The sequence below is a fragment of the Actinomadura coerulea genome, assembly GCF_014208105.1.
GTDB lineage: Bacteria > Actinomycetota > Actinomycetes > Streptosporangiales > Streptosporangiaceae > Spirillospora > Spirillospora coerulea.
The window spans coordinates 7,350,919-7,369,835 of record NZ_JACHMQ010000001.1; the positions used below are offsets into that span (position 1 = coordinate 7,350,919).

Consider the following 18,917-nt stretch of genomic DNA (forward strand, 5'->3'; position numbering starts at 1 on the left):
TGCGCTCCTGCCTCCCGGGCCGGCTGGCACCACCACCGAGCGATCAAGAAACCTCGCAGATGGCCGGTACTGCGCACTCGCGCCGGACGCCACCAGGTCGCCTCGGGCCACCGGGCACACAGCCAGGCATCGAGGGTAAACCCGCTGCGATGCAGGCCAAACCTTCCAGCACCCGACGCCCCGCCCCAGACGCCGGCGTCTCCCTGAAGCAACTGCATTGGCCTCTCGGTCCCCGCCCCACAAGCCGAGGCGCGCCCGCGCAAAGCTGTCGGTCATACTGCCTCGCCGATCGTGCGGACGCGCCCTCCGGGACTGGGAAGGGCCAACCAGGTCGGACAGTCTCGGAGGGTACGGCTACGGTGGCCAGAGAGCATGTGAGGCGTGCGGGGACACCCTCGAGCATGATCGATAAATGGTGTAGTGGAACCGAAGCGTGCAGGCCGCGGCCTAGTGTGCGAGAATCGCACGCATGGGCGAGATTGACGCGAAGACGCTAGGTGAACGCATCCGGGATGCCCGCAAGCGTGCTGACATCAGCCAAGAGGACCTGGGAAGGGCGGTTGGCCTCGAACGTACGGTCGTGAACAAGATCGAGAGCGGCGTTCGCAAGGTCACGGCACTCGAACTTTCGGACATCGCTGGTGTGCTCGGCGTACGCATGTCCAGCTTCTTTGAAGATCCCGTTCCCGCGCTCGTCGCGCATCGGTCCAGCCAAGGGTTGGACACCGCGGACTCGAGCATCGATGCTCTTCTTGCGAAGTTCGCCGATGAGGTTGAGTTCATCGCCTCATTGGGAGTCGCTGAGCTGGGCCTTGATGCCGCTGACATCGTCGGTCAGGCGAGCATCGTGCCGCCTTCGACGAATGCCGAGGCCGAGGCGCTTGCTGCGAATGCCCGCGAACTGATGACCCTGCCGGCGGAGGCTCCGATTCAACGACTCTCCGACAGCATCGCAGCCATCGGGCTCCTGGCGTTTTCTCGTGACATCGGCAAGGACAGCGCCGATGCCGGGACGGTCTTGCTGCCTCGCGGTGGTGTTTGTCTGGTGAATAGCCACATGAAGGTCGGTCGTAGGCGGCTTGCCCTTGCACATGAACTCGGCCACTACCTATGTTCTGACGACTACAGGGTCGACTGGCGGGTGGACAGTCGCCCCGACGATGCCGTCCCGATGGAGGCGCGCCTCGATCGTTTTGCACGCGCACTGCTCCTACCCGAGGCTGCGCTTATGCGGCAGTGGAATGATTTCGTTGCACGATACGAAGAACGTGGTGCGGCAGTCCGGCTGGCAAGTAACTTCCGGGTCGACATGGCTACGCTGGCCAAGCGGTTGAAGGAACTTGGATTGACTGACGGCCACACCGCCGATTTGATTCGAAAATACAGAACAACCCAAGCCGACATCATTGAGATGAATCTGCGCGTCCCACTCGAAGAGTTGCAAGGAACGACAATTCCAGGACCATTTGCGCGCGCAGTGCTTCGCCTCTTCCGCGATGAAAGAATAAGCCGTGAGCGGGCTCTTGACCTCCTCCAAAATACGCTGAATGAGGCGGATCTACCTCTGGTTCGTGAACGGCGCCCCGACGAAATCTGGAAGTTCGTCTCGTGACAGTACCTGACGATGCCTGGGTATTTGACACAGGTCCGCTGCGACATTTTTCTGCGCAGGGATGGTTGGGGGTTCTGCGGTTTCTTACGAAAGGTCGTCCTGTCTTCATTCCTGATAGCGTAGAGCGCGAAATCAACGCTGCCACGAACCACGTTTCGGCCACGCACGCAGTACTTGATGCCGACTGGATAAAAGTCTACCGCTCAACTGACCCGAGATTTGTCCAAACGTTTGCTCGTTATGCGGATCGTCTAGTGGCCGACGGCAAGAACACTGGTGAATGTGGTGTACTCGCAATGGGTGAGCTGTATGGATGCGAGATAGTAATCGATGATTTGACGGCACATAGCATCGCCGAGGAGAAGGGACTTCGTGTCACGGCGTCCGTCCCTTTGCTTTGCCAGGCCATTCGCATGAAAAAGCTAACTATGGCCATGGTCGAGGCGCTGGCTGACGACCTCCTGGAAGGTGAGTATCATCTTCCTTTCGGTCCTGGGGGTTTTCGTCGCCACGTCATTGAGCACGGGTTGCTAGATTATGATGAAATTTAAATCTGCGGTTAAGTATCCACAGGATCACCAAGATCAAGCAGATTAGGCAGACCATTCAGGCGATCGGCCGTAACCCCCTACATGCCATCCCGCTGATCACATAGCGTCACGTTCCGCAGTCACCCTTCGACTTTGAAATCGCCCTAGCCACCACCCTTGCAAGGGCATAGGCGTCCCGGTCGACCATCGGCGCTACGCCAGCCGTGTGTGAACCTTTCCCTGGAGTGCGGGCAGAGTCGTATGGCGGGTGAAACGCCCCGGCTTTCCCTCCCAGCCGCACGAGCAGCGGGCCCGTGGAACGGACGTCGCCTTGCTCTGCCGTTCTCTTTGGCGACCGGCCGGACTGAGGATCTCCGGCATCGCTCTAACCGCCCCGGTGGACGCGGCCCTTGCGTAGAAAACCGGCCAGTGCTGGAGCAGGTAAGTCTCAAACAGGCGACGGTCGGACGGGAACTCGTGTCGAGGGAGCTTGATGAGCAGCTCATGCAGGTCGCGCCGCAAACGACCACTCGGGCTGACCATGCGCAGCCGGCGCTTCATAGCCGCCACCTGCTGCACCATCGGCCTCCCTGGCGTGTTCTCATCCGGCCCTTCGGAGGCGGAGGCCTGCTTCGGAACACCGGAACCATGAAGGTTTCGCGTGGCACCCGGAGCCGGAGGAAGTACGCGCTTGGCTTCTCGTCGGCGCTGTTCTGTGTCCCTGATCTGCGCGGCGCATGATCTCGACCGCCGCTGCAGGTCGCCGTTCAGACTTAGCGTCCCTGTAAGGGTCTCGGCAACTCGTCCATGGAGCCTTTTTGCTGACTCTATGTGGCCTTTCCGGAGAGCATCGAACGCCGCATCGAGAGATTTTGATACTTCGGCCTCTATCAGCAAAGTTCGCCCCAGTGTAGGGACAACGCCTGAGCCGGTCTCGACAGTGTGGATGTCGCCGCCAGCCCGTAGTGCGAGGATTCTGAACTTGCGCTCCATATAATCATCGCCCAGGGTGTCGAGAACTTGCCTCAAGCGCGCTACGGCCGTCCTCGCCGCATCCCGGTCTCCTCTGGACAGCGCCGCGTTCGCGTCCATTAGCAGCCCATTTGCCGCCCGCCGGTAATCGGCGATCTGCTCCCTGGTCGGAGAAGCGCCGGGCGGTCTCATGTCTCGAAACTGTCCGGCGGGCCGGGAGAGCTGGGGTTCCGGCTTTGCCGGGGCCGCGTCGGGGTGGACGATGCCGGTTCCGGAGATCCGGCAGTCGGCCAGGTCAGCCCATCTGATCCGGCCGCTGGCGTCCCGGGCACCGACTCGGAGGCGGCGCTCTCCGTCCACGTACTGGCACATGGCTAGCAGGCCGGTGCCCTGGCCACTGGTAAGCGCCCTCCCGTTGCGAGAGGTAGGCGAGTACAGCCAGTCCACGGGCTTGTGGGCCGTGCGGAACTCGTCGTAGAGGCGTTTCCACTTTTCAGTGTCACGGTCGTCGAGGACGACAGCGATCGTCCGCTTCGCGTCCCTCGTCTCCAGCAGCAGGCCAATGCAGGTCCCCTGCTGCTCGATGTCACCGAGGAACTGCGGCCGCCGCACCGCGATCCCCTGCGTCCCCAGCCAGTTCTTCAGGTCGCGGTTGATGAAGAGATGGTCGGCACTGGAGTCGTCCAGGTTCGCACGCCTGCACTTCCTTGCCATCTCGGGATAGTGGGCAAAGTGCGGAACTTTCCTTCTCCCGATCTTGGTCATGATCTGGCTGCCGCATCCGCCAAGCCAGGTCCCGCACCAGAACGTCGTCCCCCGGTGGGTGAGACGCAGGCCCATGGCAACCTCGTACGCCATGGGCATGATCACGGGCGCAAGGGAGTCGGGCCCTCCAAGCACCGCGGTTTGCACCAACCGCTGGTCCATATATCACTTCCGCTGTCAACAATCATCGCGTAAGCAGGGAACGTAATACATTCGGGACTGTCCACGCCAGCCCCGCGGACCACCATCGACCAAAGTGACGCCGACAGCTCCACACCACTAACCACCTGATGGCTGTAAGGTCGCCCACGCTTACCGATCAGAAGTCCGGACGCCTTCTCGGTCCACGGAGGGCGGGGCCATCCCCGGCCCTCGTTCGGTATCTGCCGTAGGGACATAATCAGCTTCTGTTCGAGGCGACGCCGGACGGCGGAGACGCGCGTGCCCCAGGAGGTGCACTTAAACCGGATCGGCGGACGGTACCGGCTCGTCAAGGTGCTGGGTTCGGGCGGGTCTGGAAGGCCCACGACGAGATCCTCAATGTCGACGGCGTGGGCAAGTAGGTGCGGGTGCCGTGGACCGCGTCCGACACGGAGCGGCCGGAGTTCCTGCCCGCGCCAGGCGGGAGGCCAGCAACGCCGCGCGGCTGCGAGACCATCCGGCATCATTTCCGTCCACGAAGTGCTGATCGTAGACGACGTCCCTAGATTGTCATGCTCCTCGTCGATGGCCACTCCCTGGAAGAGCAGGTCCGGAAGGGAGGGACGATCTCGACCCGAAGAGACCGCGAAGATCGTCGAGGTGCTGCTGAGGCATCACCCTCTACCGGTGCAGTGAGTGGTGTGTCCCCATTCCGCCGCGGCACCCTCGCCGAGACCGTCACGGCGCTGCTGCGGGACAAGCCTCCGCCGCCGAAGCAAGCCGGGAGGTACGCAGACCTAATCATCAGGTTGTTCGGCGAGGACCCGGAAAGCCGTACAGACACGCGGTGCGTACACCGGGATCGCGCACCTCAACTGGGTAGAGGCCGCGTCTGTCCTATGGCAGGCCGTGCTGCTCGTTGAGGTGTGGGACAGCAGGGACGAGCCGCCAGTTGAGCAACTGCCTGACTTTGAGGCCGGTGGTGAACGTGGGCTGTTCATCGTCGCGCTCCCTGTGACAAGTGGGGCAGGTACCCGGGAAGGGGCGATGGCAAGGTGGCGTGGGTGGAGTTCTGCGGGCTCCATGAGTTGCGTGACGGCTGTACGGGACCCGTCATCGCTCCTCGCGAGACACCTGCGGATGATGTTCCGCGTCGCTGGGTGGGTCGATTTGGAAGAGTCTGGCACGGGCGACGTTCGCGGCGGTTCTTGCTTTACTTCCTATAGCGGAATTCGAGGGCCTCGTCCGGAAGGTGGACGACGTGATAATTCCTGGCATCGCGCGTCATTCTCATGTCACGTGTGAAATTGGCGCGCCAACTCGACTGGCCATCCATTGTGTCCAACGCGGGATGCAAGATAGCCGGTAGAGCGCTACCTGTTGTGGATAACTTCCCCTCGGAAGATCACACTGGCCAGGCGGGGACCGGGCGCGGTCCCTCAGAAAGCCAGGGGCGGAGGTATATGGCGACAGCCAAGCGAGGCAGCGGGTCGGGGCCGCTGGAGCGTCGAGCCAAGCTCGGCGGTGGGCGACGGCGGGAGCGGGAACTGAGAATCCGCGTCAGCGACGTGGAGTACGAGGAGATCCATGCAGCGGCGACGCGAGCCGGGCTCACCTGTAGCGCATTCGTCATAAGGACGGTGCGCACAGCGATCCGGGAGCAGCGTCCCCTGGACGGGGCACTCGTCGCGATGCATGCCGAGCTGCGCAGTGCCAGCCACCAGGTCAACGCAGTTGGGGTCAATCTCAACCAGCTCGTGCGTCATGCCAACGCCCACGGCCAGGTTCCGGAATCGGTGACGTGGTTGGCGGCGTATTGCTTTCAGGTAGTGCGGCGGACCGAGGCCGTCATTGTGGAACTCGGTCGACGTCTGCCGTGATCGCGAAGGTCACCCGCGGCGCCGATGTCGGGAACCTGCTGCGGTACCTGTACGGACCCGGCAAGCGAAACGAGCACACCGATCCTCACATCGTTGCCGGGTACCGGCACCCGGCCGCTCTGGAACCAGCAAGGCGCGCTGATGGGAAGCGTCATCTCCGTCCGTTGGCAGATGTGCTGCGTTCTCCGCTGGAGACGATGAGGCGCAGCCGGCCCGCCGTGCCGGTCTGGCAATGCTCGCTGCGGACGGCCCCCACTGATCGTCCCCTGACGGATGAGGAGTGGGCCGACGTCGCTGAGGAGCTGATGCACCAGACTGGCATCGCACCACGCGGCGACGTCGAGGCATGCCGGTGGATCGCCGTGCGCCATGCCGGCGATCACATCCATGTCGTGGCCACTCTCGCGCGCGAGGACGGCCGCCGACCGAACATCACCCGCGACTACCTCAAGGCCCGCACAGCGTGCCAGACCGTCGAGCAACGGTACGGGCTCTGCCGGACCGCGCCCGCGGACCGGACGGCGGCACCGCGTCCCTCGCGGGCTGAGCTGGAACGGGCACAGCGCGCCGGGTTGCAGGAGCCGCCCCGTGTCGCGCTGCGTCGGCATGTGGCCGCAGCCGCCGCAGCATCAGACAGCGAGGAGGCGTTCTTCGCCGGCCTGCGCGAGCGCGGGCTGGCGGTACGGCTGCGATTCAGCGTCCGGACACCCGGTGAGGTCACCGGGTACGCCGTCGCGGTACCCGAGTACACCAACCCGGCGGGTGAACCGATCTTCTTCTCCGGCGGCAAGCTCGCCGCCGACCTCACCTTTTGCCCAAGCTGCGTCACCGATGGACGGACAGCGAGGTCCGCCAACCGACGGTCCGGTCGCGCAGGTGGACGCCGGATTGGTCCGCCGACCACGAGGAGCGCGCTGCGGCCTACCGGGACGCCACCCGAGCAGCCGGGACAGCGGCCTGGCAGATGCGAACGCTCCGTGATCCGGGTGTCCGCGCCGACCTCGCAGCTGCGGCCGCCGACGTCCTGCACGTCACGGCGGACATCACCGGCAACCGCGAACTGGCCAAGGCCGCCGACGCCTACGACCGCGCCGCCCGAGAACCGTACGGCCGCCCACCACCGGTCACACCGTACGGAAGCGCCCTACGAGCAGTAGCGCGAATGCTCGCGGTCATCAACGTTGGCTCGGGAGACCGACGCGAGCAGAAAAGGGACCTCACCGTCGATCTGCTGTTCCTCATCGCGAACATCGCAGACCTCATCGAATCGACGGCCGAGCATCGTCTTGCCCAGCAGCGCCTCGCCCAGGCCGATGCTGCACGCCGGGCCGCCGGGCGGCTGCACGCCCTCCGGCGGATAGCGGCTGAGCCGACCGTACCGATGCCGCCGAGCGTCTCGGAGAGGCTTGAGGAGGGAAGGGAAATGGCTTGCCTTGCGGCCGAGTCTTTCCCAATACCCCTGGCCGAGGGGTTGGCCGTGACAGCCGTGCCCTCTGTCCGTCCTCTCCAGGGACCACAGCTTCGCAGGGGAGCGTCCAAGCGCTGACCGTGCGGGGCATGACTCACCGAGGCCTCTGGAGTCGTGGAGTCATGATCAAGGCACGGGCACAATTACGGAGCGTAAACAACGTCATGGAGCGGCAGCGCTATCTGCCTGCTGCCCCTCAACAGGAAGGACGGCCATGTCCACGATCAACTCTGGCCCTCCCGCAGAGGGCCTGCACCCCAAGGAGTGCACTCATGGCTCACGACCACGCCCAGACCGACCATGAGACCGAACAGTTTGCCCACGACCTCGAAGGCGCCGACCGCTCACTGAAGCGGGCCGTCGGCCAACCGGGGGCCCTTGCCGGGCCCGCGACCGTCTACGGAGTGTTGGACGCCGTCCACACGGCCCTCTCCGGCCTCGATCAACTCTTCCTTCAACTCGAGCGCTTCCTCGTGCGCCAGCACTTGGACAGACAGCTCGTCCATGACCACGGTGTGAGCCTCGATGAGACTCTCGAAACGTTCAGCCGCGCCGTTCTTCACGCCCGCCACTTGGGCACGGGATGCAGCGAGGCGGTCGACCAGGCCAGGAGCACGATCAACCACGTTCACGGCAGGGGCCTGCCGCCCATGGTCCGCGCTACGCCGTCCCCCGACCCCGTTGCCGAACCGGTACACACGGCTGCGCTTCGACGAGCCGATCCACAAGCGACACGTCCCGACAACGGGCGGCTACGCACGAGATGGTTCGGCAACTCTCGGAGAGAGGCTGGAGCGTGAAGCAGATGAGCCACGACGAGCTGCTCGCCCTCCCCACCACCGTCAGTGTCGAGACCGCAGCTCGCGCCATCCGGCTCGGGCGCACGCGTGCCTACGAACCTGCGCGCCGGGGGCAGTTCCCCTGCAAGGTGATCCGCATCGGCACGAGCTATCGCGTCGTCACGGCTGACCTCCGCAGGATCCTCGGCATCGAGCCGAACTGACAAACCGCCAACCATTCGCACGAAGACCCGGTTCTCCGATGAAGAGCCTGACCTTCTGTGTTGATGGTGAGGGACCGTGCCGTCTGAAGCTTGGCCACGAAGACATGAGGCTTCCTGGGGGTTGATATCCCCAGGAAGCCTCGATGTTGGATTCAGACAGCTCGGATCGAAGTGGGTTTCGAGCGGTTACGGATCTTGTCGAAGGCGTCCAGAGCAGTGTTGTCTTCGTCGGGGAGGGTGTGCAAATACTTCTCGGTAGTCGTGATGCTGGCGTGGCCGAGGCGTTCCTTCACAGCCTGGAGGTCGGCTCCGCCGGCCAGGAGCCAGGACGCATGGGCGTGGCGGAGGTCGTGGGGGCGGAGGTGGATGCGGAGGTCGGCCGCTTTGATCGCTGGCTTCCAGACGTGGTCTCGGAACCAGGTTCGCGGGATGTGCCCGTCGGTGTTGATGGTGCGGCGACGTCTGGGGGTGTCCTTGCCGGCTTCGCGTCGGCGGGCGCGGTAGTCGGCGTAGATGTCCTTGCAGTGTTGACAGCGGCATTTGCCCGCGGAGTACCCGCTCAGCGTGCCGTGTCTGTAACGGCACTCGGGCTCGATGAAGCCGAGGGTTTCGGGGTCGAGGAGGACGCGTAGTCGTCGTGGGCGCGGAAGTTCGTCCTGGCGCAGGAAGAAGAGGAGGTCGTTCTCCTTGATGCCCTCTTCGTTGATGTACGTCTGGACCTTGCGGGCGATCTGCCTGCTGAGGCGGACGCTGCGGTGCTCCCTGTCTTTCGGGTAATCCTTCACCAGGAAGCGGCCGCCTTCCGGATGGTGCCTCGGGTTGAGTTCGATGATGACCCGGCTGACGGTGAGGGTCCGCGTCGCGAAGTCGATGTCCTTCGGCCTCAGTTCGGTGAGTTCACCCCAGCGGAGGCCAGTTTCGACCTTCACTTCCATGAGCAGTTTCATGCGCGTGTCGGTCAGTGACTCGTAGAGAGCGTCGAACTGCTCGGGCGTGATGATGGTGCGCTTCTTCTTGTGTACCGGCGGTGTTTTCACGCCCTTGCAGGGGTGGAGGACGATGACGAGGTCGTTGAGCGCTGTCGTGAAGATGGCGCTGAGAACCGTCATGCAGTAGCGGATGGTCGGTGGGTTGACCCCCTCGTTCTGTAGGTGCGTGACCCATTCACGGACGTCCACGGGCAGGATGTCGATCATTCGCATGCTGGCGAACCAGGGCATGATGTGGCGGTGGATCTCGTAGTCGTAGTTCTCTCTCGTCCGTAGTTCGACGACGTGGTTGGGGAACCAGACGTCCTCGACGTAGCGGCGGAATCGCTGGCGGCCCTTGGTGGCGTCGGGCAGGCGGTCTAACGCGAGTTTCGCCTCGGCTTTTTGCCAAGCTTTGTCTGCTTGGCGCTGGGACGAGTAGGTACCAGCGGATCTGACCTTGCTGCGCTGGTCGCGGTAGAGGGCGATGTAGCGGACTCGGCCGTCCTTGGCCGTGCGGGGCCGCGCGAAACCCATGGGAACCTCCAGGGAGCAGTGATCGCCCGTGTCATCGAGATGTCATCAAGGACGGTGTGGTCGATCTTGAAACCCGGTGACACGGGGCGGCATTAAGGGCCGCTCTCACCTGCGACTTTATCCTGAAGTTGTTGAACGACCGACTCTGTAAAACTTGATTCATCCCGTTCGCATCGAGGGGGTCAGGGGTTCAAATCCCCTCAGCTCCACGAGTCGGGCCACCCTGGTCGACGCTTCGCGTCTTCCTTGGTGGCCCGCTGTGTTTTCCGGGGGACATCCCCGGACCCCCGATGGTCAAAGGCCGGTTCTCCAAAGAGAAACCGGCCTTTTTGGTGTCCGTACGGCTACGTCCCCTCACGTGGAAAGCCGAGGCTCTTTCCCCGCCGCCCGGCCACCTACGGCGTTGGGCCACCGATCGGCTGGAACAGGGTGCCGGCCCGTTCCACCCTTTGTGTCAGGGCTTCACTGTTCCGGCGTTGATGGTGCGGCCCTGGGTGGTGTCGATGACGACGGGCGAGCCGTCCGGGATGACTCCGTGCAGGCGGCTGAGCAGATCCGGCACCGCGGCAGGTCGTTCGGGGTGCGGACGGAGATGTGGAAGGCCTTGGACCGCGTCTGGACGTTGATGACGGTGGCGCCGGGGATGTCCGCGAGCCATGCGGTGGCGGCGTGCTTGACCTGGGTTCGCCAGGCTGCGAACACGTAGTTCGCGGCTGTGCTGACGCCGAGAGGGACGATGACGACAAGGCCGACGGCGCTGAGAGCGAGGGCGGTCCGGACGCGGGTCGGCTCGGCCTGCGCGCCCAGGTAGCCGAGGGCGGCGAAGATGAAGGTGCCGGCGAGGACGAGGGCCAGCACGTTGGACAGGAACAGCACCAGCGCGCCCAGCGCGAGGCCGGGGGCGCCGTCGCCGAGGCAGACGCCGACCACGACGAGGGGCGGTTCGAGGGAGATCGCGACGGCGACGCCGGGGAGGACGGCGGCGACGTTGCGGCGGGCGAGGGCGACGGCTCCGGCGAGGCCGGTCGCCATCGCGGCGATCAGGTCGGCCAGGCCCGGGGAGGTGCGGCCGGAGATCTGGCCGTTGGACAGCAGGTCGTAGGAGCGGGGCACCGCGAGCGAGGCCACCAGGCCGACGACGACGACCGCGGCCGCGCCGCCCAGGACGAACCACCCCGCGCCCGTCCTGGTCCGTTTCACCAGGCCGAGTGCCATGCCCATGATCGGGACGGACAGCGGGGCGATGATCATGGCTCCGATGACGGTCGCGGTCGAGTCGGAGATCACTCCCGCGGCGGCGATGACGGCGGACAGCACCAGCATCGTCCAGTACGCCGAGTGGTTCGACGGGCGGTCGCCCGAGCGCAGGTCCAGTTCGGCGGTGAGCTCCTCCAGCGTCCGCCGCTGTGCCGCGGGGACCAGCAGTTCCCGCATCCGGGTCAGCACCGCATCACCGGGTCAGGGCGTGACGATGTCGAAGTCGCGGTCGCCGTCGTCGAGGAGGCCGATCAGCGTGGTGACCGCCCGGCGGTCGCCGTCGGCGTGGACGTCGCCGAGTTCTCCGGTGGCGACCATGCGGAGCAGTTGCGGTTTGGTCAGGGTCAGGGTGAGGTCGGCCGGGGTGCCCTCGCGGGTCCGGGTCTGGGTGAGGACGCCGTTGGCGAGGCTGAGCCGGACCTCGTCCTTGAGGTCGGTGAAGACGCAGTCGATGGTCAGGCGGGTGTCCCAGGCGCGCGGGCCGTTGACGCGGATGGCGAGGGAGTCGAAGATCTGCTCGACGCTCAGCGCCATGAGGACGTCCGGGGACGAGGAGTCGAGGGTGTTGGCGGGCTTGTCGCCGCGCAGCTCGGCCGCGCCCTGGAGGTAGAAGTTCCGCCAGGTGGCGTTCTCGCTGCCATGGCCCAGTTCTTCGTAGACCCGGGCGAGAAGCTCGCGTGCCGCGGTGTTGCCGGGATCGGCGAAGACGACGTAGTTGAGCACCTGCGCGGCCCAACGGGTCTCGCCCGCCGCGAGGGCGGCCTCGGCCTTGGGAAGGATGCTCTCGGCGCCGCCCATGAACTCGACGTGCTTCTTCGCTGACTCCTCGGGCGGCAGTTCCCAGAGGTGCGCGGGGTTGCCGTCGAACCAGCCCATGTACCGCTGGTAGACGGCCTTGACGTTGTGGGAGACCGAGCCGTAGTAGCCGCGGGTGTGCCAGAGCCGGTCCAGCGCGGGCGGCATCTGGATCATTTCGGCGATCTCGGTGCCGGTGTAGCCCTGGTTGAGCATCCGGAGCGTCTGGTCGTGGAGGTAGGCGTACAGATCCCGCTGCTGGGACAGGAAGGCGGTCAGCTCGCGGGTGCCCCAGGTCGGCCAGTGGTGCGAGGCGAACAGCAGGTCGGACCCGGCGGCGAACATCTCGATCGCCTCGGTGAGGTAGCGCGCCCACACGCGCGGGTCGCGGACGAGCGCGCCGCGCAGTGTCAGCACGTTGTGGAGGTTGTGGGTGGCGTTCTCGGCCATGCACAGGGCGCGCCGGTCGGGGAAGTGGAAGTTCATCTCCGCGGGCGCCTCGGTGCCGGGGGTCAACTGGAAGACGATCCGGACACCGTCGATCGCTTCCTCCTGCCCGGTCTCGGTGATCGACAGCGTCGGCTCGATCAAGGACATCGTGCCGGTGGACGTCGTCGCACCGAGCCCGGCGCCGATCTGCCCGGTGGCGCCCCTGGGCAACACCGCTCCGTACATGAAGGTCGCGCGCCGGTTCATGGCGGTGCCGGCGTAGACGTTCTCGGAGACGGCGTGCTCCAGGAAGCCGGCCGGAGCGATGATCGGGACGTCGGCGCCGTCCGGCACCACCCCGCGGACACCACCGAAGTGGTCGGCGTGCGAGTGGCTGTAGATGACCGCCTTCACCGGGCGGTCCCCCCGGTGCTCCCGGTAGAGCGCCATGGCCGCCGCCGCGCACTCCACCGACAGCAGGGGGTCGACGACGATGACACCCGTGTCGCCCTCGACGAGGGAGATGTTCGACAGGTCGAAGCCGCGCACCTGGTAGATGCCGTCGGCCACCTGGTAGAGGCCGTGCCTGGCGGTGAGCAGCGACTGCCGCCACAGGCTCGGGTTCGCCGTGCCGGGGCATTCGGCGTCGAGGAAGTCGTACGCGCCCAGGTCCCAGACGACCCGGCCCGAGGTGTCCTTGATCTCCGTTTGCGAGGCCGTGCCGACGAACCCCTTGTCGGCGTCGGCGAAATCGGTCCGATCCTCCATCGACGGCGCAGCGTCCACGTCTCCTCCTCGGCGCACGTTTCGTCAGCAACCAAGCACTTCCCTGGTGCAGCCCACAGCAGCACCGCGGACGCACCAAGAGACCGCCAATCCCCGCCGTGAAGACGACGCGGCGAGTCAGAGGGGCTGGGGGTGGGTGCGGGCAGTGGTCGGGGGGAGCAGGTTGCCGATGCGGATGGCGTTGAGGCGGTGGCGGATGAAGCGGTCTTGGTGCCTGCCCCATGTGTCGGGTTTCGTGGGGTGGGTGCTCTGGTCGGGGTGCTTGCGGTAGAGCCAGGTCACCGAGGGTTCCTGGTAGCCGTCGAAGACTTCGCTGAGGGCGATGAACAGGGCCACGTCCTGCGCGCGGGGGAGGGCGCCCCAGCCGCCGAAGGCGCGGATCAGGTCGGTGGGGGCCACCAGGCCGGCGCAGGCCGCCTGGCATAGTCCCGTCTCCTCGTACAGGCGGCCGATCGTCCCCGCCGGCACCAGGCCGCAGGGGTAGGCCAGGGGGTAGGGGACGCGGCGTCCGTCGATCAGGTCGTCCGCCTGGCCGATCGTCCAGCCGATGCCGGGGTGTTCGTCGAAGGCGGGGATGAGCGTCGCGAGGCCGTCGGGAAGGAGGACGTCGTCGTAGTCGAGCACCGCGACCAGTTCGCCGCGTGCCCGGCTCAGGGCGAAGTTCCTGGTGGTCCCGGTGCCGAGTTGGGCGCCGTTCGCCTCGTAGAGCGCACCCGGGCACAGATCGCGGGCCGCGGGTGCGTCCCCGTCCTCCTGGACGAGCCATTCGAGCTCCCAGCCAGGGGGGAGGCGCTGGGCGGTGACGCCGGCCGCGGCCTGCCGCAGGTAGTCCGGTATCGGCCTCCGTACGGCGGTGATGATCGAAATCAGCGGCAAGGCACTCCTCCATCGTGAGCGGCGCCGGGCGGACGGCCCTGATCATCACATGGTCCGGGCGGGGGCGGGGAGGCGGCAGCCCTTACAGTGCTGAGATGGACGTGAGCGCGATGCTTGAGCAGTACGCCTATCCGGAGACGACGCCGTGGCTGCGGGCGAACATGATCGCGTCGCTTGACGGGGGGATCCAGTACCAGGGGAGCACCAGCGCGCTCGGGTACGCGGGAGACTGGGCCCTCATGCAGCGGCTCAGGACGCTGGCCGACGTTGTGATCATGGGGGCCACGACCGTCCGGGAGTACGGGTCGTATCCGAAGGAGGCGCGGAAGCTCGCGATCGTGTCGCGGAGCCTGCGGTTCGACTTCGACGGGCCGCTGTTCACCGAGGCGCCCGCGCCGCCGGTCGTCATCACGTGCGGTGCGGCACCGGCCGGGCGTCTGCGCGAAGCCGAGAAGCGCGCCGAGGTCATGGTGTGCGGTACCGACTCCACGGACATGGGCATGGCGCTGCGACAGCTGGGCGACAGGGGGTACAAGCGTCAGCTCTGCGAGGGAGGGCCGGTCGTGCTCGCCCAGATCGCCGCCGCGGGGTGGCTGCATGAGCTGTGCCTGACGTTGAGCCCGGTCATCACCGCCGGTGACGCCGCCCGCGTCCTCGACGGCCCGGCCGTCGACATGCAGCGCATGGAGCTGTGCCACGCGATCCAGGACGAGAACTATCTCTACCTTCGGTACCGCATGGCCCAGGGCTAGACGATGTTGTGACGGACGTAGGCCGGCGGACGCCAGCCGAGGATGCTCTCGACCATGTTGACCGCTTGCCTCGCCTCCGTGACGTCGTGGACCCGCACGATGCGCGCGCCGCCCAGGACGGAGACGACGAGGGTGGCGAGGGTGCCCTCGACGCGGTCCTGCTGGTCCCGGTTCAGCGTCTCGCCGATGAAGTCCTTGTTCGAGACCGCGACGAGCAGCGGGTGGCCGATCTGCGCGATCTCCGGGAGGCGGCGGGTCAGTTCGAGCGAGTGGTAGGTGTTCTTGTTCAGGTCGTGGCCGGGATCGATGATGATCCGGTCGGCCGGCACGCCGTGCTTCTCGGCCAGGGCGACCCGCCGGCGCAGGAACTCGGCGACCTCGGTGACGACGTCGTCGTACCGAGGACGAGGGTAGGGAGTCCGAGGGTCGGCGAGGCTGTGCGTGATGATGAGGGTCGCGCCGGTTTCGGCGACCACGTCGGCGAGGGCGGGGTCGTGCAGGCCGCTCGTGTTGTTCAGGACGTCGGCGCCGGCGGCGAAGGCCGCGCGGGCGACCTCGGGACGGTACGTCTCCACGGAGATCACCGCGTCCGTGCGGGAGCGGGCGCCCTCGATGACCGGCACCACGCGGTCGATCTCTTCCTCGACGCCGACCGGGGGCCCCGGGGCGAAGGGGACCCCGCCGATGTCCAGCCAGTCGGCCTCGTGGGCGAGCGCGTTCTCTACCGCGACCAATGCCTTGTCGAGGGCGAATGTGCGCCCCCGGTCGTGGAACGAATCGGGGGTGCGGTTGATTATCGCCATCACGGCGACCTGCCGCGAGAAATCAAACGTGCGCCGCCCGATCGTCCGTTCGGGGCAAATAATCTCAGGGTAGAAGATAGCGTTCTTTTCGCTCACATTGGCCGCCTAAGTTGAACTTGGCGTCAGCATAGCAAGGCGGCGGTCGGCTACCTCTCCGCTCGCGGCCGCCGCCCCACGGTGGTGACGAGCCGCAGGAGAGAGAAGAAGACCAAAGCCCCGCCGACCACCAGGAGCATGGAGAGCGCCCGCTCCTGGAGGCCGTGCGACTTGATGACTATGGCCCCGGACCCGGCGACGAAACCGACGAGAGCGACGAAGAGGCCGAGTATCTCCACCATCTTGAGCAGGCCGGACGAGACCATCTCCTGCGCCACGTCGATACGCTGGGTGAGCCTCAGCGATGCCTCGTCGAGCCGTTGTTCGAGCTCGGCCGAGGCCGCCGCGATCCTCTCGTCCACCTGGGCGGCGATGGAGTCCGCAACGGCCTGGGTGTTGCGTTCGATCTGGTCTTGCAGATCCTGGGCCAGAATGATCGAGCGGCGCTCTTGCGTGAACTGCTCGTGCACCAGAACGTCGCCGGGGCCGAGGGCGTCTATCGCGCGGTCTATCTCGTGGAGACCGTCGTCGAAACGGCCCAGCTTCCGATACGCCGTCGCGCGCCGGTAATAGACAATGGAGTTTTCCTGGCCGCGCGCCATCATCTCGTCGGACAGATCCAGCATCATCTGCGGCTGCTCCGGCAAGTGGTCGGCGAAATTGATGCCCGTCAGGAGCACCTGGTTGGTCTTGTCGTCCGCGTCGGGGGCGTCGACGGCCCGCCGGTACAGGCCGGGCCCGTTCGAGGCGCGGGCGCCGAGCGCGGCGAAGGCCGCGAAGCTCAGTACGAGGGCGTCCTGGTCGAACTCTGCCAGCCATTCGAGACAGTGCCGGTGGAGCTGCGCGAACTTGAAGTCGAAGCGCAGCCGCTGGCCGTGGATGTAGGCCAGGCACAGCCGCGCGGTAGGCGTGTTGCCCGCCGCCAGGACGCGGGCCCGGTCGGTCTCGTCCAGGTAGCCCTGACCGTTCTTCCGGGCCAGCCAGGCGAGGTCTGTGGCGGCCCGCCGGATCTGCCGAACGGGGAGCCCGAACTCCTCGACCCGGGAGACGAAGTCGTCCACCCATGCGGAAGGGGGGCCGGCGGTGGCCGCCGCGAAGTGGTCGACAAGGATGGACGCCTTCTCCCGGTCGGACGCCGCCTCCATGCGCTCCGAGAGCCGGTCGCTCTCCGGGCTCTGCCGTTGAGGCGGGACGCCGTTATCCATGAGACCCCTTGCCGTCCGAAGCGACCTGAACCGGCCCAGCAGTCTAGGCCGCCGGTCAGCGCGGAGGCGCGCGGGAGCGCATCATCGGAGGTCGGAGGGGAAGGTAAGGCCGCATGATCGCTGGCAGCAGTCCCGAGCCCGACGAGGCGACCGTGAAAGCCGTGGGCAAGCTGAGCGAGGCCCTGGAGAGCGTCGAGCGCGCCCGGGGCCACCTCTACTCATGGCATCAGCTCACCGGCAAGGCCGACTTCGAGCTGGGGGACGCCGCCGCGCTGCTCGCCAAGGCCGGGCACCAAGAACTCGCCGACGAGCTGTCGCGCGAACTCGTGGGCCGCAACGTCCTCCCGGACCGTTGGAGCTTCCAGGCGGTCGAGGAGTACGAAGACACCTACTACGAACCGCTCCGACGTTATGAGGCGCGCGTACGGGAGTCGTTGACCGCTGGTAGACGGCACCTCTACGAGGCTCGACTCAAGGAGGAGCGGCGCACCCACGGGCACCCGCACCACACGTCCGCGCCAGGCGACGCGTAGCGGCCGGTGTGGAGACGCCGTGACACGCGGGGCGCCCAGGTACGGAGTTCCTGGAGCGCCGGGGCACTCCAGGAACTCCGGTCGATTGGCGCCTATCCCTTGCACGTCTTCTGCGCGTAGGAGTAGGTGCTGCCGTGGTCGCACTTGTCGCCCACGGCCTTGGGCAGGTTGACCGTCCCGCCGTCCTTCAGGAAGACCTTCCAGTCTCCGGTCTGCATCTGCCAGAGGCGGGAGGTCACCTGCGTCTCCCCGCTGTGGGGAGCGGCCGGAGCGGCCGGGGCGGCAGGGCCGCCGGAGCCGCCCGAGGAGGAACCGGACCCGGGGAGTCCGGTCGTCCCCGTTCCGCCGATGATCAGAAGGAGGATCGCTCCCGCGACCCACCCGGTTGTCTTGTTCTGCATTGTTCCGACTGGCAGCCGGCCCCGCCCCCGCGGGGCTCACCTTGGCACCAGTCCTCCTGTGTGGACGACCGTCCCCAGCGGTCCGGGACCAGCAAGCCTTCGGTGCCGCGGAAGGCGGGGCGAGTGAGGGTGGCGGCGCGGGATCGCGGTCGGGCCGTTGGCGCACGGGGAGGCGGCGGAGTTGGCTAATCTATCGACTTGGTAGGATTTCCACTCTCGTACCACTCACCCCTTCCGTTTCATGAGGTCTGCCATGCCGCAAAGTCGTCCGTTCGTCAGCCTGGCGACCGACTTCGGTGCGGCGTACACGGCGATCTGCGCCGGGGTGATGTACGGCATCGCCCCGGACGCGAACGTGCTGGTGCTCAGCGATGAGATCACGCCGTTCGACGTGCGGGAGGGGGCGATGCTGCTGCGGCAGGCGCTGCCGTACCTGCCGGTGGGCGTGCACGTCGGGATCGTGGATCCGGGGGTGGGCACCTCCCGCCGGCCGCTGGCGATCGTGACCGGGCGCGGCGATGTGCTGGTCGGGCCCGACAACGGCCTGCTGGTGCCGGCGGCGGAGGCGCTGGGCGGGATCGTCCGGGCGCACGCGCTGGAGAACCCGGCCTACCGGCTGCCGCAGGTCTCGACCTCGTTCCACGGACGTGACGTCTTCTCTCCCGCCGCCGCGCACGTCGCGGCGGGGGTGGACGCGGCGGATCTCGGTGCCGCCGTCGACCCGCTGCCGCTGGACGTCCCGCCCCCGGTGGCCCGGCCCGGGGACCTGACCGTCCCCGTGCTGTACACCGACCGGTTCGGCAGCCTGGTGCTGGGCGCGGAGCCCGGCGACCTGGCGGCCGCGTTCGGCTCGCTGGAGCCGGGCACCCCGCTTGACGTGGAGTGGAACGTTGCAGACGGACCGTCCAGGACGGCCCGCGTCCCGTTCCAGCTCACCTTCGGCAGCGTCGCGGTCGGGGAGCCGCTGCTGTGGACCGATTCGTCCGGATGGCTCGCCCTGGGCGTCAACCAGGGACGCGCCGCCGACGCCCTCGGCCTGGCCGGCGCGCAGACCCTCACTCTGCGCGCGGTGCCGCGTCCATGACCCTCGAAACCCCTCACCGCCGGA

17 protein-coding genes, 1 tRNA gene and 1 pseudogene are annotated in these 18,917 nt (G+C 66.7%); 11 read left to right on the forward strand and 8 right to left on the reverse strand.

Features of this window, described 5'->3' with window-relative positions:
- Positions 1-469: 469 nt before the first annotated feature.
- On the forward strand, positions 470-1,612 hold the full coding sequence (locus BKA00_RS34170) for a helix-turn-helix domain-containing protein (RefSeq protein ID WP_185032099.1): 1,143 nt from the start codon (positions 470-472) through the stop codon (positions 1,610-1,612).
- Positions 1,609-2,163 (forward strand): PIN domain-containing protein, encoded by a 555-nt coding sequence (locus BKA00_RS34175; RefSeq protein ID WP_185032101.1) that lies wholly within the window; start codon positions 1,609-1,611, stop codon positions 2,161-2,163. The genes BKA00_RS34170 and BKA00_RS34175 overlap by 4 nt, the downstream gene beginning before the upstream one ends.
- Positions 2,164-2,355: 192 nt before the next feature.
- Here the strand turns inward: BKA00_RS34175 and BKA00_RS34180 are convergent, their stop codons facing one another.
- Entirely contained in the window at positions 2,356-3,984 is a 1,629-nt protein-coding gene (locus BKA00_RS34180; protein WP_185032103.1) for a competence protein CoiA family protein, read from the reverse strand.
- Positions 3,985-5,483: 1,499 nt separating this feature from the next.
- On the opposite strand from BKA00_RS34180, the gene BKA00_RS34185 reads away from it, so the two are divergent.
- The 5 genes and pseudogenes from BKA00_RS34185 to BKA00_RS34200 all read left to right on the forward strand — a co-directional run bounded on the left by BKA00_RS34185 (position 5,484) and on the right by BKA00_RS34200 (position 8,371).
- A complete protein-coding gene (locus BKA00_RS34185; protein ID WP_420829704.1) occupies positions 5,484-5,900 on the forward strand; it encodes a plasmid mobilization protein in 417 nt (138 codons plus the stop codon).
- Between the two features lie 197 nt (positions 5,901-6,097).
- Positions 6,098-6,382: pseudogene (locus BKA00_RS40955) on the forward strand (relaxase/mobilization nuclease domain-containing protein); the annotation flags it as partial.
- 329 nt (positions 6,383-6,711) lie between these two features.
- The gene (locus BKA00_RS34190; protein WP_185032107.1) at positions 6,712-7,446 is read left to right on the forward strand and encodes a hypothetical protein; all 735 of its coding nucleotides are present in this window, start codon (positions 6,712-6,714) and stop codon (positions 7,444-7,446) included.
- 194 nt (positions 7,447-7,640) lie between these two features.
- Positions 7,641-8,168, forward strand: coding sequence for a hypothetical protein (locus BKA00_RS34195; RefSeq protein ID WP_185032109.1), 528 nt, complete (start codon positions 7,641-7,643; stop codon positions 8,166-8,168).
- 5 nt (positions 8,169-8,173) lie between these two features.
- Positions 8,174-8,371 (forward strand): hypothetical protein, encoded by a 198-nt coding sequence (locus BKA00_RS34200; RefSeq protein WP_185032111.1) that lies wholly within the window; start codon positions 8,174-8,176, stop codon positions 8,369-8,371.
- 152 nt (positions 8,372-8,523) lie between these two features.
- Here the strand turns inward: BKA00_RS34200 and BKA00_RS40165 are convergent, their stop codons facing one another.
- On the reverse strand, positions 8,524-9,876 hold the full coding sequence (locus BKA00_RS40165) for a tyrosine-type recombinase/integrase (RefSeq protein WP_185032113.1): 1,353 nt from the start codon (positions 9,874-9,876) through the stop codon (positions 8,524-8,526).
- Between the two features lie 124 nt (positions 9,877-10,000).
- Between BKA00_RS40165 and BKA00_RS34210 the strand changes: the two genes are divergently transcribed.
- Positions 10,001-10,085, forward strand: a tRNA-Ala gene (locus BKA00_RS34210).
- A 253-nt stretch (positions 10,086-10,338) separates the two neighbouring features.
- On the opposite strand, the gene BKA00_RS34215 is transcribed toward BKA00_RS34210, so the two are convergent.
- The 3 genes from BKA00_RS34215 to BKA00_RS34225 all read right to left on the reverse strand — a co-directional run bounded on the left by BKA00_RS34215 (position 10,339) and on the right by BKA00_RS34225 (position 14,019).
- Positions 10,339-11,322, reverse strand: coding sequence for a DUF389 domain-containing protein (locus BKA00_RS34215; protein ID WP_230298892.1), 984 nt, complete (start codon positions 11,320-11,322; stop codon positions 10,339-10,341).
- Positions 11,323-11,334: 12 nt separating this feature from the next.
- Positions 11,335-13,125: an alkyl/aryl-sulfatase gene (locus BKA00_RS34220; protein WP_185035185.1), complete on the reverse strand. Its 1,791-nt coding sequence runs from the start codon at positions 13,123-13,125 to the stop codon at positions 11,335-11,337.
- A 135-nt stretch (positions 13,126-13,260) separates the two neighbouring features.
- Positions 13,261-14,019, reverse strand: a complete 759-nt coding sequence (locus BKA00_RS34225; protein WP_185032115.1) for a glycosyltransferase — start codon at positions 14,017-14,019, stop codon at positions 13,261-13,263.
- 95 nt (positions 14,020-14,114) lie between these two features.
- Here BKA00_RS34225 and BKA00_RS34230 point away from each other — a divergent pair, with 95 nt between their 5' ends.
- Positions 14,115-14,771 (forward strand): dihydrofolate reductase family protein, encoded by a 657-nt coding sequence (locus tag BKA00_RS34230; RefSeq protein WP_185032117.1) that lies wholly within the window; start codon positions 14,115-14,117, stop codon positions 14,769-14,771.
- On the opposite strand, the gene folP is transcribed toward BKA00_RS34230, so the two are convergent.
- Entirely contained in the window at positions 14,768-15,574 is an 807-nt protein-coding gene (folP, locus tag BKA00_RS34235) for a dihydropteroate synthase (protein WP_185032119.1), read from the reverse strand. The two genes, BKA00_RS34230 and folP, sit on opposite strands and share 4 nt — an antisense overlap.
- A 146-nt stretch (positions 15,575-15,720) precedes the next feature.
- Positions 15,721-16,875, reverse strand: coding sequence for a hypothetical protein (locus BKA00_RS34240; protein WP_185032122.1), 1,155 nt, complete (start codon positions 16,873-16,875; stop codon positions 15,721-15,723).
- A gap of 113 nt (positions 16,876-16,988) precedes the next feature.
- Here BKA00_RS34240 and BKA00_RS34245 point away from each other — a divergent pair, with 113 nt between their 5' ends.
- Entirely contained in the window at positions 16,989-17,408 is a 420-nt protein-coding gene (locus tag BKA00_RS34245) for a hypothetical protein (protein WP_185032124.1), read from the forward strand.
- Positions 17,409-17,500: 92 nt separating this feature from the next.
- Here the strand turns inward: BKA00_RS34245 and BKA00_RS34250 are convergent, their stop codons facing one another.
- Entirely contained in the window at positions 17,501-17,809 is a 309-nt protein-coding gene (locus BKA00_RS34250; protein ID WP_185032126.1) for a hypothetical protein, read from the reverse strand.
- 253 nt (positions 17,810-18,062) lie between these two features.
- Between BKA00_RS34250 and BKA00_RS34255 the strand changes: the two genes are divergently transcribed.
- The gene (locus tag BKA00_RS34255; protein WP_185032128.1) at positions 18,063-18,893 is read left to right on the forward strand and encodes an SAM hydrolase/SAM-dependent halogenase family protein; all 831 of its coding nucleotides are present in this window, start codon (positions 18,063-18,065) and stop codon (positions 18,891-18,893) included.
- Positions 18,894-18,917: the final 24 nt, after the last annotated feature.

Bases quoted from the DNA above. Each gene is read 5' to 3' on its own strand.
- BKA00_RS34170 (WP_185032099.1), top strand. From the start codon at position 470: ATGGGCGAGATTGACGCGAAGACGCTAGGTGAACGCATCCGGGATGCC.
- BKA00_RS34185 (WP_420829704.1), top strand. From the start codon at position 5,484: ATGGCGACAGCCAAGCGAGGCAGCGGGTCGGGGCCGCTGGAGCGTCGA.
- BKA00_RS34195 (WP_185032109.1), top strand. From the start codon at position 7,641: ATGGCTCACGACCACGCCCAGACCGACCATGAGACCGAACAGTTTGCC.
- BKA00_RS34200 (WP_185032111.1), top strand. From the start codon at position 8,174: ATGAGCCACGACGAGCTGCTCGCCCTCCCCACCACCGTCAGTGTCGAG.
- BKA00_RS40165 (WP_185032113.1), bottom strand. From the start codon at position 9,876: ATGGGTTTCGCGCGGCCCCGCACGGCCAAGGACGGCCGAGTCCGCTAC.
- BKA00_RS34220 (WP_185035185.1), bottom strand. From the start codon at position 13,125: ATGGAGGATCGGACCGATTTCGCCGACGCCGACAAGGGGTTCGTCGGC.
- BKA00_RS34230 (WP_185032117.1), top strand. From the start codon at position 14,115: ATGGACGTGAGCGCGATGCTTGAGCAGTACGCCTATCCGGAGACGACG.
- folP (WP_185032119.1), bottom strand. From the start codon at position 15,574: ATGGCGATAATCAACCGCACCCCCGATTCGTTCCACGACCGGGGGCGC.
- BKA00_RS34240 (WP_185032122.1), bottom strand. From the start codon at position 16,875: ATGGATAACGGCGTCCCGCCTCAACGGCAGAGCCCGGAGAGCGACCGG.
- BKA00_RS34245 (WP_185032124.1), top strand. From the start codon at position 16,989: ATGATCGCTGGCAGCAGTCCCGAGCCCGACGAGGCGACCGTGAAAGCC.
- BKA00_RS34250 (WP_185032126.1), bottom strand. From the start codon at position 17,809: ATGCAGAACAAGACAACCGGGTGGGTCGCGGGAGCGATCCTCCTTCTG.
- BKA00_RS34255 (WP_185032128.1), top strand. From the start codon at position 18,063: ATGCCGCAAAGTCGTCCGTTCGTCAGCCTGGCGACCGACTTCGGTGCG.